Annotated in this window: 15 protein-coding genes; 3 read left to right on the plus strand and 12 right to left on the minus strand. The window is 66.9% G+C overall.

Features of this window, described 5'->3' with window-relative positions; genetic code table 11:
• Positions 1–250: 250 nt before the first annotated feature.
• Together ACVOKU_RS17295 and ACVOKU_RS17300 are read right to left on the minus strand one after the other, a co-directional pair.
• Positions 251–601: a DUF1304 domain-containing protein gene (locus tag ACVOKU_RS17295; protein ID WP_111186717.1), complete on the minus strand. Its 351-nt coding sequence runs from the start codon at positions 599–601 to the stop codon at positions 251–253.
• Positions 602–631: 30 nt separating this feature from the next.
• Complete coding sequence (locus ACVOKU_RS17300) at positions 632–1,960, minus strand: NTP/NDP exchange transporter (RefSeq protein ID WP_279942211.1); 1,329 nt, start codon at positions 1,958–1,960, stop codon at positions 632–634.
• A 283-nt stretch (positions 1,961–2,243) separates the two neighbouring features.
• Here ACVOKU_RS17300 and ACVOKU_RS17305 point away from each other — a divergent pair, with 283 nt between their 5' ends.
• Positions 2,244–3,644 carry a serine hydrolase domain-containing protein gene (locus tag ACVOKU_RS17305; RefSeq protein ID WP_279942212.1) on the plus strand — a complete coding sequence of 467 codons (1,401 nt, stop codon included), beginning with the start codon at positions 2,244–2,246 and terminating at the stop codon, positions 3,642–3,644.
• A gap of 139 nt (positions 3,645–3,783) precedes the next feature.
• Here the strand turns inward: ACVOKU_RS17305 and ACVOKU_RS17310 are convergent, their stop codons facing one another.
• From ACVOKU_RS17310 to nudE, 10 genes are all read right to left on the minus strand, one after another.
• Positions 3,784–4,284 carry a hypothetical protein gene (locus ACVOKU_RS17310; RefSeq protein WP_312552237.1) on the minus strand — a complete coding sequence of 167 codons (501 nt, stop codon included), beginning with the start codon at positions 4,282–4,284 and terminating at the stop codon, positions 3,784–3,786.
• A gap of 774 nt (positions 4,285–5,058) precedes the next feature.
• A complete protein-coding gene (gene gcvH / locus ACVOKU_RS17315) occupies positions 5,059–5,454 on the minus strand; it encodes a glycine cleavage system protein GcvH (RefSeq protein WP_053520260.1) in 396 nt (131 codons plus the stop codon).
• Positions 5,455–5,547: 93 nt separating this feature from the next.
• On the minus strand, positions 5,548–6,660 hold the full coding sequence (gene gcvT / locus ACVOKU_RS17320; RefSeq protein ID WP_053520259.1) for a glycine cleavage system aminomethyltransferase GcvT: 1,113 nt from the start codon (positions 6,658–6,660) through the stop codon (positions 5,548–5,550).
• 106 nt (positions 6,661–6,766) lie between these two features.
• Entirely contained in the window at positions 6,767–7,201 is a 435-nt protein-coding gene (locus ACVOKU_RS17325; protein ID WP_053520258.1) for an NfeD family protein, read from the minus strand.
• Position 7,202: 1 nt separating this feature from the next.
• Positions 7,203–8,162 (minus strand): SPFH domain-containing protein, encoded by a 960-nt coding sequence (locus ACVOKU_RS17330; RefSeq protein ID WP_128989747.1) that lies wholly within the window; start codon positions 8,160–8,162, stop codon positions 7,203–7,205.
• 66 nt (positions 8,163–8,228) lie between these two features.
• Complete coding sequence (locus tag ACVOKU_RS17335; RefSeq protein ID WP_065182616.1) at positions 8,229–8,531, minus strand: Mpo1-like protein; 303 nt, start codon at positions 8,529–8,531, stop codon at positions 8,229–8,231.
• Positions 8,532–8,599: 68 nt separating this feature from the next.
• The gene (locus ACVOKU_RS17340; protein WP_053520255.1) at positions 8,600–8,926 is read right to left on the minus strand and encodes a YnfA family protein; all 327 of its coding nucleotides are present in this window, start codon (positions 8,924–8,926) and stop codon (positions 8,600–8,602) included.
• Positions 8,923–9,762, minus strand: coding sequence for a nucleoside triphosphate pyrophosphohydrolase (gene mazG, locus ACVOKU_RS17345; RefSeq protein WP_481560495.1), 840 nt, complete (start codon positions 9,760–9,762; stop codon positions 8,923–8,925). Before mazG ends, ACVOKU_RS17340 begins: the two co-directional genes overlap by 4 nt.
• A 12-nt stretch (positions 9,763–9,774) precedes the next feature.
• Complete coding sequence (gene cysQ / locus ACVOKU_RS17350; RefSeq protein ID WP_279942215.1) at positions 9,775–10,578, minus strand: 3'(2'),5'-bisphosphate nucleotidase CysQ; 804 nt, start codon at positions 10,576–10,578, stop codon at positions 9,775–9,777.
• On the minus strand, positions 10,575–11,138 hold the full coding sequence (gene nudE, locus ACVOKU_RS17355; protein WP_053520252.1) for an ADP compounds hydrolase NudE: 564 nt from the start codon (positions 11,136–11,138) through the stop codon (positions 10,575–10,577). The genes cysQ and nudE overlap by 4 nt, the downstream gene beginning before the upstream one ends.
• Before the next feature lie 77 nt (positions 11,139–11,215).
• On the opposite strand from nudE, the gene bioA reads away from it, so the two are divergent.
• Complete coding sequence (gene bioA, locus ACVOKU_RS17360; protein WP_262100878.1) at positions 11,216–12,607, plus strand: adenosylmethionine--8-amino-7-oxononanoate transaminase; 1,392 nt, start codon at positions 11,216–11,218, stop codon at positions 12,605–12,607.
• Entirely contained in the window at positions 12,598–13,335 is a 738-nt protein-coding gene (locus ACVOKU_RS17365) for a 16S rRNA (uracil(1498)-N(3))-methyltransferase (protein ID WP_111186719.1), read from the plus strand. Before bioA ends, ACVOKU_RS17365 begins: the two co-directional genes overlap by 10 nt.
• Positions 13,336–13,342 lie beyond the last annotated feature (7 nt).

Below are 13,342 nucleotides of genomic sequence, written 5' to 3' on the forward strand. Positions count from 1 at the left end.
CCCCCCGGGGGGCCTTTTTTGGGGTGGGGTTTGGTTTTTGTTTTTTTTTTTTTTCGCGGGGGGGGGCCCGCCGGCTCAACGTGCCGGGGGCGGGGGGGGTGGGGTTCGCGGGGGTGTCCGCGGCATGGATGCCGCGGCCAAGCCTACAGGGACGTACTTGCGGCGTCCCCCGCGAACCCAACCCGCCCGGCCAAACCCATGACACGCTCTACGCGGCCAACCCACGAGGGGCTGCGCCGTTGGCCGGAACTCACACCAGCGCGCGCAGCACCAGCGCCAGGATCGCCGGCAGCGCCTGGATCATGAAGATCCGGCGGCTCACGCTGTACGCGCCATAGCACCCCGCCACGACCACGCAGGCCAGCGAGAACGTCACCAGCACCGGCTGTGCCATCACCAGCCCCGCCACGATGCCGGCCGCCAGGAAGCCGTTGTACAGCCCCTGGTTGGCCGCCAGCACCTGTGTGGTCTGCGCCTTCTCCGGCGTGTTGCGGAACGTTTTCAGCCCCAGTGGCCGCGTCCACAGGAACATCTCCAGCACCAGGAAGTACACATGCAGTGCGGCAACCAGCAGCGTCAGCAGCAACGCGATCCATGACATCGTGGGTTCTCCTCGAATTGGGGGGCGACCTCAACGGTCGCGGGGCAGCTTCTTCTCTTCGCGCAGCACGCCGAACGCGGCCAGCGTCATGAACGCGGCCACCGCAACGCCTCCGATGAACACCACGTGCGAACCGAACAATGCCAGTCCCTTGTGTACCCAGGTGAAGCTCAGGTCGGCCCCACGATAGACCACCGTGTCGATGGCCGCACCGGCCTTGTAGCGCCATTGCCGGTCGACACGGGTATAGATCGTCTCCCGTGCCGGCTTGGCCAGGGCGAACTCGCTGGCCCGGGTCATCACCTGCACCACCGCCACCATCAGCGGCATCGGCGACGCCGCCAGCACCGAGAAGCCGATCAGGATAGCGAAGCCGGGAATCAACAGCGCCGGAGCGATGCCGTGGCGCGACAGCAGCCAGCGGGTCAGGCCCAGCTGCATCAGCAGGGCCAGCGCGTTCACCGCCAGATCGATGCGCGAGAAAAATGCGGTGCTCGCCGCAGGGTCGGTGAACGACGCGCGCACGATGCTGGCCTGCTGGTTGTACAGCAGCGTTCCCACGCCGACGCCGAACACCACCATGATGGCCAGCCAGCGCAGCAGGGGCTCGCGCGCGATCAGCTTCAGGCCATCGAGCACGCTGCCGCCCATCGGCTGCTCGCCGGAGACCAGTTGCTGCTCGCGTTCACGCAGCACCGCCCAGTGCCGCAGGCGCCAGATGCACAGCAGGCACACGATCAGGAAGCCGGCCGAGACCAGCATCAGGTTGGCGATACCCACCCGCTGCACCAGCGCACTGGTGATGATCGGGCCGAGGAACGCGCCGAGCGTGCCGGCCGCGCCGATGTAGCCGTAGTACGCACGGGCCTGCACGTTGGAGAACACATCCGCCATGAAGCTCCAGAACACGGCGACGGCGAACAGGTTGAACACCATGACCCAGAAGAAGAAGGCCATGCCCCGCCCCGGCACGCCGCTATCGAACAGTGCGTAGAAGCCCAGCAGGGTCGCGATGAAGAAGCCATACACGGCCGGCAGGAATACCCGCCGCGGAAAGCGGCTGACCAGCCAGCCATAGACCGGCTGCAGCACCAGCATGATCACGAACACGCAGGAAAACAGGAACTGCAGGACGAAATCCTTCAGTGCGATGCCGTGGCTGGCGAACCAGGCGATCAGCACCGGCGGGAACACCGTCTCCAGGTCGGCCGAGGCCGCCATCGCCTCGCGTACCGGTCGCAGCACGTAGTAGCCGCTCAGCAGGCAGAAGAAGTAGAGGAACGACCACCACAGTGCCGGGGACTCGCGCAGCGCTGCCAGCAGCCCGCGCAACGGCCTCCCGTCCTGCGGCGAACTCACGCGGCGCCCCACGCCAGCAGGCAGCGGTTGGACAGCGGCATGGCAGGCTCCGGGGGCGGCAAAGCGCGTACGTTAGCCAATGCACTGCAACATCGCCAGCGCGGCACGCCGGTGGCACCGCAGGGGACTCGCACGGGCGACCGCCGACACGTTCGGATACACAATCCGGCAGCGTCAAAATTCCAACTTTTTCAACGAGATGCGCATTCATCTTCGCTTTGTTTGTGCATAGGCGAAAAGCGGCGCTAGAATCGCCATCAGCAGTCGCGCACGGGTCCAACCGATGAAAAAGAACAGCCTGCGTCGTCCGATCCGTTCGGCGGCCACCGGTTTGCTGGGCATGCTGATGCCCGTTGCCTTGTCCACCACCGCGCAGACCCCGCCGGCCTTGCCGCCGATGCCGGCCAACATCGAGACCGCGGCCGCGCCGGCCGTCGCGCATACCCAGCCGGCCGCTTACCGTACCGGCCTGACGCCGCAGGTGCAGGCGCCCGCCCCTGGCTTCAACGTTGCCAACATCGAATCGATGGCGCAGCAGCTCACCTATGGCGAGCGCGTGCCGGGCATGGCGGTGGCGATCGTGCAGGGTGGACGCGTGCTGAGTGCGCGCGGTTACGGCGTCACCGACGTCAACAATCCGCTGCCGGTCGATGCCCATACCGTGTTCCGGCTGGCCTCGCTGTCCAAGGCCTTCGCGGGCACCATGGCCGGCCTGCTGGTCAATGACGGCACGCTGCGCTGGGACAGCAAGGTCACCGACTATGTGCCCGGATTCCGCCTCAACTCGCCGGAAGCCACCGAGCGTCTGACCGTCGCCGACGTGCTCAGCCACCGCGTCGGCCTGCCCTACAACGCCTACGACCGTGACATCGAAGGCAACGCCGAGTACTACGCACTGACCCAGAAGCTGGCCAACACCAGCCTCAAGTGCCTGCCAGGCGACTGCTACGCCTACCAGAACGTGGCCTTCAGCCTGATCGGCGACGTCGTCTACGCCGCCTCCGGCAGCTTCTACGAGCAGGCGGTCGAGCGCCGCATCTTCAAGCCGCTGGGCATGAACGATGCCAGCCTCGGCCTGGCCGGCATCCAGGCCAGTTCGCGGTGGGCACGTCCGCATGTGCGCAGCCGCAATGGCTGGGTGTCGCTGACGCCGAAACCGACCTACTACCGGGTCGCGCCGGCGGCCGGCGTCAACGCCAGTGCCAGCGACATGGCACAGTGGCTGCTGGCCCACACCGGTCATCGCCCCGACGTGCTGCCGGCACCGCTGCTGGCCACCCTGCATTCCAGCCTGATCAACACGCCGGGCGAAATGCGGTCGGGCTGGCGCCGCGAGCGTCTGCATTCGGCCGGCTACGCGCTCGGCTGGCGCACCTTCGATTACGCCGGTCATGACGTGGTGTTCCACGCCGGCGCCGTGCAGGGCTACCGTGGCCTTGTCGCTCTGGTCCCGGAGCGTGATCTCGGCATCGCGATCATGTGGAACGGCGAAAGTGGCCTGCCCAGCGGCCTGCTGCCGACCGTGCTCGACTCCGCGCTTGGCCTTCCCTCGCAACGCTGGCTGGACGTGGATACCGACTTCGGCAGCGACAACCTGATGGCCGAGGGCGCAAGCCCGGCGCAGCAGGACAAGCGCAAGGGCAAGGGTGCATCCAGCAACCGCGCGGTCGCCTCGCCGCGCTGAACCGGCACTCCCCGGCATCACCGGAAGGGCGGCCCATCGGTCGCCCTTTTTCGTGCGGGCTGCAGGCGGGGGATAAAAAAACCCCCTCCTCGCTGGGCAGCCGAGGAAGGGGTTTCAGGGTACGGCTATCGGGAAGTACTTAGATCAGCGGCGCCGGGGTTGCCGGCAGAGCGACCGGAGCGGCCTTCTTCTTGCGGGCAGCCGGCTTGCGCTTGGCGACCTTCTTCGCTGCCTTCTTCGGGGCAGCCTTCTTGGTCGCCTTTTTGGCCGCCTTCTTCGCGACCTTCTTTACGGCCTTCTTGGTCGCCTTCTTGGCGACCTTCTTGGCCGGCTTGCGGGCAGTGGTCTTCTTGGCAGCCTTCTTTGCAGTCTTCTTCACTGCCTTCTTGGCGACCTTCTTCACTGCCTTCTTCGCGGTCTTCTTCGCCGGCTTCTTGGCTACCTTCTTTGCCGCCTTCTTCACTGCCTTCTTCGCAGTGGTCTTCTTGGCGACCTTCTTCGCAGCCTTCTTCACCGCCTTCTTGGCGGTCGCCTTCTTCGCGACCTTCTTCACTGCCTTCTTGGCAGCGGCCTTCTTAGCGACCTTCTTCACCGCCTTCTTGGCGGCGGGCTTTTTCTTCGCAGCTTTCTTGGTTGCCATGGGATGGCTCCTCGTCAGTGATAGGGAGTTGAAACGCCCAGGTGGATCAAACCCGCGGATGCTGCGTGCGGGGACCGCCGGCGCGTCAGGCGCGCCGTTACGGATGCGGCAATGCCTGCCTCGATCGGCGGAGCAGGCATCGGAACGGGAGTTGCCTTGCATTTCTCCGGGGGAAGCGGGGCCATGTCCACCGTCTTGGGGATCGCGGTGGCTTTCGAGGGGCTGCTTCGCATCGGACGATTGATTCTGCGCACTCGGTTGGGCAGGCAAGGTCTGCTGAGGCGAAACCTAATCACGCTTTTTTTTACTGTCAACAACCCCCGCGAAAAATTTTCACATTGGCGCCGTCCCGGACACCGCCTCCAGCGTCCTCGTTTCGCTTCCGCAGACACCGCTGGCGTGCGCAACACGACCGCCACGCGCGCCACTGCGTGCGCGCGCGCTCAAGAAAAAACACTTGAAATAAGCACTCTGCGTAGATGCGTGCCATTCCTGCGCCACCTCGCGCGCGCACCCGGGCTACGTATCGCAGCGGCCTGCCGCGCCACCACAACGGGGCCGCAACGAGGCAGGAAAAGTTTTCACATTCGAACGCGCCGGCGCGGGGTGGAAACGCGGATTTGCGCAAAACTGCGCGCGTCCTAAGACACCCTTCCGAAGCGCCTGATGCCGCGTCGTGGGTGTGCAGCGAACCGGGCGTCATGAGTCCGGCGCGGTCGCCGAAACGAAAACGGCCACCCGAAGGTGGCCGTTTTCAAACCAGGAAACAACGACTCAGTGGTCGTCGTTCTCCAGGACTTCGGCGTAAGCGTCCGGGTCCAGCAGCTCGTTGATCTCTTCCGCGTTGGACAGTTCGACCACGAACATCCAGCCCTCGCCGTAGGCATCCTCGTTGATGGTTTCCGGCTTGTCCGACAGCGCCGAGTTGACCTCGACGACCTTGCCGCTGATCGGGCTGTAGACGTCCGAGGCCGCCTTCACCGACTCGACGACAGCGATCTGCTCGCCGGCCTTGGCGTCGGCGCCGACCTCCGGCAGTTCGACGTAGACCAGGTCACCCAGCAGGCCCTGGGCGTGGTCGGAAATACCGACGGTAACGCGGCCATTGCCTTCGACACGGGCCCACTCGTGGGACTTGAGGAACTTGAGGTCGCCGGGGATCTCGCTCATGGGACTGCTCCAGGATTTGCAGGGGGTGGAAAAAACGGGGCTAGTGTAACCAACCGGCCGCCACTGCTGTCAGTGACGTCCGGCACGTTCGGATCAGGCGTCGGCGAGCACGCCGGGCTGGGCCTGGCCTTCGCGCACGAAGGGGAACTTGACCACGCGCACCGGCACCTGCCGGCCACGGATATCGACCGTGACCTGGCCGAGGTCACCTGCCGGCACGCGGGCAAAGGCGATGCCCTTGGCCAGCGTCGGCGAGAAGGTGCCGGACAGGATTTCGCCCTGGCCGCCGGCCGTGGTGACCACCTGGCCGTGGCGCAGGACACCCTTCTCGTCCATCACCAGGCCGATCATCTGCCGCGCATTGCCGGCGGCCTTCTGCGCTTCCAGCACGTCACGACCGATGAAGTCACGGCCTTCGTCCAGCGACACCGTCCAGGCCAGTGCGGCTTCGTACGGGCTGATGGCTTCGTCCATGTCCTGGCCGTACAGATTCATGCCGGCCTCCAGGCGCAGGGTGTCGCGGGCACCGAGGCCCGCCGGCTTCACGCCTGCAGACAGCAGGCGGTTCCAGAACCCGACCACCGCCTCCTGCGGCAGCAGGATCTCGAAACCGTCCTCGCCGGTGTAACCGGTGCGGGCGACGAACAGTTCGACGCCCTCATCGGACCGCACCTGCAGCGCGGCGAAACGGCCGAGCTTGCCCAGTGCCTCGCGGTCGGCGGCGCCGACCAGGCCGATGACGAGCTCGCGTGCCTGCGGCCCCTGCACGGCCAGGATGGCCAGGTCAGGGCGCTGTTCAACGGATACGTTGAACGGAGCGGCCTGCGTACGCAGCCAGGCCAGATCCTTCTCGCGGGTGGAGGCGTTGACCACCATGCGGAAGAAGTCCTCGCCCAGGTAATAGACGATGAGGTCATCGATGACGCCGCCTTCGGCATTGAGCATGCACGAGTACAGCGCCTTGCCCGGCACCTTCAGCTTGTCGATGGAATTGGCCAGCAGGCGGCGCAGGAACGGCTTGACCTGCTCGCCGCGCAGGTCCACCACGGTCATGTGGCTGACGTCGAACACGCCGGCCTCGCGACGCACCAGATGGTGCTCGTCCAGCTGCGAGCCGTAGTGGATGGGCATGTCCCAACCCCCGAAATCGACCATCTTGGCGCCGAGGGCGCGGTGGGTATCGTTGAGCAGCGTCTTCTGGGTCATGACCGTTCCGGCAGCAGAGGAAACAAGAAGCCCCATTATCCCAGATCGATCGCCCACGGGCGTGCCGCACCGCAGCGGTTCGCGCACCGACTGCCCGTCGGCTGGCTCAGCTGGCGGCTTCAACCACCAGCGTGCTGCCCTGCACCGCGACCACCCGCACCCGTGCCCCGGCCGGTAGTTCCGGACCGCTGACCTGCCAGTACGCATCGTCGATGCTGACCCGACCCTGCCCGTCCGTGATGCCCTGCTGCAATGGCACCACCCGACCGATCAGCTGCTCGGCGCGGCGGTTCAGCAACGGCTTGTCGCTGGCGCGTGCCCGCGACCTGCCCCAGCGCCGGTAGCACTGGATCGAAAGCACGCTCAGCACGACGAAGGCGACCACCTGCCACAGCAGCGGGATGCCGGCAAAGATCGCCACCAGCACGAACACCGCTGCAGCGCCGATGCCGATCCACAGCATGAACGCGCCGGGCAGCAGAGCCTCCGCAGCGAACAGGAGCAGGGCCAGCGCCCCCCAGGCGACGACGTCCCAGCGCATGTCAGCCTCCGATCGGCGGCGGTCGCTTGCCGCCCGCCTTGTTGTCCTGGCTCGCCAGTGCCTGCTTGGCCAGCTCGGCCACGCCGGCGATGGAGCCGATCACCCCACTGGCCTCCATCGGCATCAGCACCAGCTTCTGGTTCGGCGAGCTGGCCAGTTCCTTGAACGCTTCCACGTACTTCTGGGCGACGAAGTAGTTGATCGCCTGCACGTCGCCCTCGGCGATCGCCGCCGACACCACCTTGGTCGCCATCGCTTCGGCTTCCGCCAGGCGCTCGCGTGCCTCCGCATCGCGGAACGCTGCCTCGCGCCGCCCTTCCGCCTCCAGCACGGTGGCCTGCTTCTCGCCATCGGCGCGCAGGATCTCCGACTGCCGCGAGCCTTCCGCCTCCAGGATCTGCGCACGCTTCTCACGCTCGGCCTTCATCTGCCGCGCCATCGCGTCGAGCAGATCGCGGGGCGGCTGGATGTCGCGGATCTCGATGCGGTTCACCTTCACGCCCCACGGGTTGGTGGCATGGTCGACCACGCTGAGCAGCTGGGCATTGATCACCTCGCGCTGGCTCAGCGATTCGTCCAGGTCCATCGAGCCGATCACGGTACGGATGTTGGTCTGGACCAGAGCGATCATGGCCACTTCCAGGTTGGCCACCTCATAGGCGGCCTTGGCGGCGTCCAGCACCTGGAAGAACACCACCCCGTCGACGCGCACGGCGGCGTTGTCCTTGGTGATCACTTCCTGGCTGGGTACATCCAGCACCTGCTCCATCATGTTCACCTTGCGCCCCACGCCGTACACGATGGGGATGAGGAAGTGCAGGCCGGGGGTCATGGTGTGGGTGTAGCGGCCGAACCGCTCGACAGTCCATTCATATCCCTGCGGCACCATGCGCACGGCCTTGAACAGGATGACCACGGCCACGAAGGCCAGTACCACGGTAAAGAACATGGTCGGGAACATCAGGCTTTCCTTATCGGTAGACGTCCAACCCCGAGCATAGCGTGTGAATGCGGCGTGCACACGTTCTCACCACCGCACCCGCCCGCGCAGGATGTCGATGAACATCACCCAGTCGCCCAGGAACGAGTACAGCGGGTGGCGGAACGTGGCCGGGCGGTTCTTCTCGAAGAAGAAGTGCCCCACCCACGCGAATCCGTACCCACAAGCCAATGCCGTCAACAGCAGCAGCGGCTGGCCGCGCAGGATCGCCGCAGCGACCAGCAGCAGTACGCCGCAGCTGCCGATGAAGTGCAGGCGCCGCGACACCGGATGGCGGTGCTCGCTGAGATAGAACGGATAGAAGTCACGGAAGCTGGAGAAACGGGACATGTGCGCACTCCCAACGCCACGATCCGCCCCATCATGCCCCTTTCCGGCGGGCCTGGCACTGCCGGCGGTCAGCCCGGCTGGCGCGGCCCGAACATGATCACCGCCATGCCCGCCAGGCACAGTGCAGCGCCCAGCAGATCCCAGCGGCTGGGCCGGATGCCATCGACCAGCCACAGCCAGAACAGCGCGGTGCCGATGTACACGCCACCGTAGGCGGCATAGACGCGGCCACTGGCGGTCGGATGCAGGGTCAGCAGCCAGGCGAACAGGGCCAGACTGGCCGCCGCCGGCAGCAGCAGCCAGACGCTGCCTCCTTTGCGCAGCCACAGCCACGGCAGGTAGCAGCCGACGATCTCGGCCAGCGCGGTCAGCAGGAACAGCCCGAGTGTCTTCATTCCTTCTCGGCGGCCTTGGCGTGCTGCCAGAGCGCTTCCTGCGCGTTCAGGTCCAGCGAGGCGAGGGATGTGCCCTGTGCCTCGGCCTGTGCCTCCATGGCCCGGAAGCGACGCTCGAACTTGTGGTTCGCACCGCGCAGCGCTGCGCCCAGGTCGATGTCGGCGTGGCGGGCCAGGTTGGCGCAGACGAACAACAGGTCGCCCAGTTCCTCCTGCAGCCGTGCCTTGTTGCCGGCGATGTCGCCGCGCTCGAACTCCTCGCGCAGTTCCTGCAGTTCCTCGGCTGCCTTGTCCAGGACCGGCAGCGGGCCCGGCCAGTCGAAGCCCACCTTGGCCGCGCGCGACTGCAGCTTCACCGCACGTTGCCACTCCGGCAGGCCCCGCGAGATTCCAGCCAGGGCGGAATGGTCCTGTTCGCCCTTGGCTGCCCGCTCCGCGCGCTTGATCGCATCCCAGTTGCGCATGACCCCATCGGCATCATCGACGCTGACATCGGCGAAGACATGCGGATGGCGGCGCTGCATCTTGTCGCTGATCGCGCGGGCAACCTCTGCGAAAGCGAACGCCCCCTGCTCTTCGGCCATGCGAGCATGGAATACCACCTGCAGCAGCAGGTCGCCGAGCTCGTCGCAGAGATCATCCAGGTCGCCGCGATCGATCGCATCGGCGACTTCGTAGGCTTCCTCGATGGTGTACGGGGCAATGGTCGCAAAGTCCTGCTCCAGGTCCCACGGGCAGCCGCCCTGCGGATCACGCAGGCGGGCCATGATCGCCAGCAGGCGTTCCAGTTCCGTGCTGGCGGCACTGCCGGCGGTGGGGGTGTCGTGCGCGCTCATGCGGCCTCCAGGTCAGTCGGACAACCAGTCGCGCCACGGCAGGCTGGTATCGCCAAGGGCGATGAAATCGCCGTTCAACAGCGTTTCGCGGCGGTTGTAGCGGAAGGGCTTGCCGGTCGCCGCCGAGAGGACCGCGCCGCCCGCCGCGTGCAGCACGCACTGGCCGGCGGCGGTATCCCATTCGGAGGTCGGGCCGAGCCGCGGGTACACATCCAGGCCCGCCTCGGCAATGCGGCAGAACTTCAGCGACGAGCCCTGGGCGATGGTCTCGATGCGGCCCATGCGCGCCAGCAGCGCTTCGGTTTCCGGCGAGCGGTGGGAGCGGCTTGCCGCCACCCGCAGCGGAGCGGTCGCCGGGCTGCGCGTGCGCAGCACGGTGTCGTGCAGTCCCTGCCGGCGGTACGCCAGTTCGCCGCGCATGGCGTGCCACAGAATGCCGGTGACCGGCGCCAGCACGACGCCAAACGCCGGGGCACCCTGGTAGATCAGGGCGATGTTGACGCTGAATTCGCCGTTGCGCTTGACGAACTCGCGGGTACCGTCAAGCGGATCGACCAGCCAGTAGGCGCCCCAATGGCGGCGCAGTTCCCAGGGCACCTGGGCCGACTCTTCGGACAGGATGGGCAGATCCGGGGTCAGTTGCCGCAGACCCTGCTCGATGACCTGGTTGGCGGCCAGGTCAGCGGCGGTCACCGGACTGTTGTCGTCCTTGATCCGCACGTCGAATCCGTCGGCGTAGACCTGCATGATGGCCTGGCCGGCTTCCTGCGCGATGGCGATCGCGGTCTCGCGCAGATCCGTGGTCAGCTTGATCATCGGGCTCCCTGCAGCCACTGGCGGGCGATGAACAACGCCGCCAGCGAGCGGCCCTCGGAAAAGTCCTCGCGCAGCATCAACCGGTCCAGCTCGGACAGCTTCCAGGGCACCACCTCCAGCTCCTCGGGCTCGTCACCGATCAGCTTTTCCGGATACAGGTCGCGCGCCACCACCAGCCACGACTGGTGGCTCATGTACGTCGGCGCCAGCGTCATGGCGCGCAGCACATCGACCCGATGCGCGCCATAGCCGGCCTCTTCCTTCAGTTCGCGATCGGCGGCCTGCTCGGGGGTCTCGCCGGCATCGATCCGGCCCTTGACCAGGCCAAGCTCGTAGCGATGTACCCCGGCAGCGTATTCACGCACCAGCAGCACCGTTTCGTCGTCGAGCATGGGCACCACCACCACCGCACCGTGGCCACGACTGACCAGGCGCTCGAAGCGGCGGCGTTCACCATTGGAGAATTCCAGATCCAGATGCTGGCGCTGGAAGGGACCGTTCTCTTCATCGGTGATCCGATGGATGATCGGCAGGCGACGGCTGGCACGGTCATCGTTCATGCGGAATCTCCGCGGCGGCCGACGCGGGCGCCGGGGCCGATAGAATGTGCAGGCAGCAACATGTTCATGAGCCCGAAATGCTAGCAGACCCAACCCCCTCCCCGCTGGCCCTGCACTGGCGGCAACGCGACCTGCAGGTGCTGTGGCATCCGTGCACACAGATGCGCGAGCATCCCGACACCCTGCCGCTGGTGCCGATCGCGCGCGGCGAGGGTGCGTGGCTGATCGACCATGACGGCAACCGCTATCTGGATGCCGTCAGCAGCTGGTGGACGAATCTGTTCGGCCACGCCGAGCCCCGCATCGGCGGCGCCATCGCGGCCCAGGCCGGCCAGCTGGAACAGGTGATGCTGGCCGGCTTCAGCCATGAGCCGGCGATCACCCTGGCCGAACGCCTGCTGGCACTGGCCCCGCGGCAGGCCGGGCGCGATCCGCTGGCCAAGGTGTTCTACGCCGACAACGGCTCGGCCGGGGTGGAAGTGGCATTGAAAATGGCCTTCCATTACTTCCATAACCGCGGCGAGACCCGACGTACGCGTTTCATCGCGCTGGAAAACGGCTACCACGGTGAAACGCTGGGTGCGCTGGCGCTGGGCGACATCCCACTGTACCGGCGGGTGTACGCGCCGTTGCTGGCCGAAGGACTGTTCGCCCCCTCGCCCGACGCCTACCTGGCCGAGCCAGGGCAGAGCGCCGCCGAGCGTGCGCGCCAGGCCGCCGATGGCCTGGCGACGCTGTTCGACCAGCACCCCGGTGAAGTATGCGCGGTGATCCTGGAACCCCGCCTGCAGTGCGCCGGTGGCATGCGCATGCATGATCCGGTGTATCTGCAGCGCGTGCGTGAGCTGTGCGACGCGCACGGTGCGTTCATGATCGCCGACGAGATCGCCACCGGCTTCGGTCGCACCGGCACGATGTTCGCCTGCGAACAGGCCGGGGTGATGCCGGACCTGATGTGCCTGTCCAAGGGCCTGACCGGCGGGTTCCTGCCGCTGGCCGCGGTCCTGGCCACGCAGGCCCTGTACGACGCCTTTCTCGACGACTCCCGCGAGCGTGCTTTCCTGCACTCGCACAGCTATACCGGCAATCCGCTGGCGTGCGCTGCGGCGCTGGCGACGCTGGACATCTTCGGCAGCGACGATGTGATCGCGCGCAACCGCGGCACCGCATCGGTGATGGGCACCCTCGCGGCACCGTTTGCCGACCACCCGCATGTGGCCGATGTGCGCCAGGCCGGCATGGTGGTGGCATTCGAACTGTCGCGCGGCGGCGACAGGCGCACGCCCTTCGACCCCGGACTGCGGCTCGGCCTGCACGCGTACAAGGCTGCACTGAAGCGCGGCGTGGTCCTTCGCCCGCTGGGCGATGTGCTGTACTGGATGCCACCGTACTGCGTGGACGACGAACAACTGGAACTGCTGGCGCGTACCACGCTGGCCGCCATCGACGAGGCGATTGCATGCGCGTGACCCGCTGTCCCATCGACCTGCCGCTGCACAGCGGCCAGACCGTGACCCTGCCCGAGGAGACCGCCAACCACCTGGTGCGGGTGATGCGCCTGCGCGAAGGCGATGGCTGCGTCCTGTTCAACGGTGATGGCCATGACTACGCTGCGACGCTGACCGTGGTCGGCAAGCGCGAAGTGCAGGCACGCATCGACAGCGTGCAGGCCATCGACATCGAATCGCCGCTGGCCATCACCCTGATGCAGGGCATCGCGCGCGGCGAAAAGATGGACCTGATCCTGCAGAAGGCCACCGAACTCGGCGTCAGCAGCATCCTGCCGGTGAACGCGGAACGCACCGAGGTGAAGCTGGACGCGGCCCGCGCGGAAAAGCGCGTGGCGCACTGGAACAACGTCGTGCAGTCGGCCTGTGGCCAGTCCGGGCGCGCGCGCATTCCACGGGTGGGGGCCCCGCTGTCGCTGGCGCAGGCGACCGCTGCGCTGCCCGCCGATACGCTGCGGTTGACCCTGGACCCGATGGGTTCGCACCGGCTGTCGACATTGGCAGCGGCGCCCGCGGGCGGCATCGTGATCGCGATTGGTCCGGAGGGCGGCTGGTCGCCACGCGACCGCGAGCAGCTGGCCGCCGCCGGCTTCCAGGGCCTGCAGTTGGGCCCGCGCATCCTGCGCACGGAAACCGCCGGGCTGGCCGCGATCGCCGCGTTGCAGGCGCGGCTGGGTGATCTCGGTTAGGTCCACC

The organism is Stenotrophomonas sp. STEN147, assembly GCF_056757995.1.

Coding starts and splice junctions, on each gene's coding strand:
- ACVOKU_RS17305 (WP_279942212.1), top strand. CDS start 2,244: ATGAAAAAGAACAGCCTGCGTCGTCCGATCCGTTCGGCGGCCACCGGT.
- ACVOKU_RS17325 (WP_053520258.1), bottom strand. CDS start 7,201: ATGCGCTGGGACGTCGTCGCCTGGGGGGCGCTGGCCCTGCTCCTGTTC.
- gcvH (WP_053520260.1), bottom strand. CDS start 5,454: ATGAGCGAGATCCCCGGCGACCTCAAGTTCCTCAAGTCCCACGAGTGG.
- ACVOKU_RS17335 (WP_065182616.1), bottom strand. CDS start 8,531: ATGTCCCGTTTCTCCAGCTTCCGTGACTTCTATCCGTTCTATCTCAGC.
- ACVOKU_RS17295 (WP_111186717.1), bottom strand. CDS start 601: ATGTCATGGATCGCGTTGCTGCTGACGCTGCTGGTTGCCGCACTGCAT.
- ACVOKU_RS17310 (WP_312552237.1), bottom strand. CDS start 4,284: ATGGCAACCAAGAAAGCTGCGAAGAAAAAGCCCGCCGCCAAGAAGGCG.
- cysQ (WP_279942215.1), bottom strand. CDS start 10,578: ATGATCAAGCTGACCACGGATCTGCGCGAGACCGCGATCGCCATCGCG.
- ACVOKU_RS17340 (WP_053520255.1), bottom strand. CDS start 8,926: ATGAAGACACTCGGGCTGTTCCTGCTGACCGCGCTGGCCGAGATCGTC.
- nudE (WP_053520252.1), bottom strand. CDS start 11,138: ATGAACGATGACCGTGCCAGCCGTCGCCTGCCGATCATCCATCGGATC.
- bioA (WP_262100878.1), top strand. CDS start 11,216: ATGCTAGCAGACCCAACCCCCTCCCCGCTGGCCCTGCACTGGCGGCAA.
- mazG (WP_481560495.1), bottom strand. CDS start 9,762: ATGAGCGCGCACGACACCCCCACCGCCGGCAGTGCCGCCAGCACGGAA.
- ACVOKU_RS17365 (WP_111186719.1), top strand. CDS start 12,598: ATGCGCGTGACCCGCTGTCCCATCGACCTGCCGCTGCACAGCGGCCAG.
- ACVOKU_RS17330 (WP_128989747.1), bottom strand. CDS start 8,162: ATGTTCCCGACCATGTTCTTTACCGTGGTACTGGCCTTCGTGGCCGTG.
- gcvT (WP_053520259.1), bottom strand. CDS start 6,660: ATGACCCAGAAGACGCTGCTCAACGATACCCACCGCGCCCTCGGCGCC.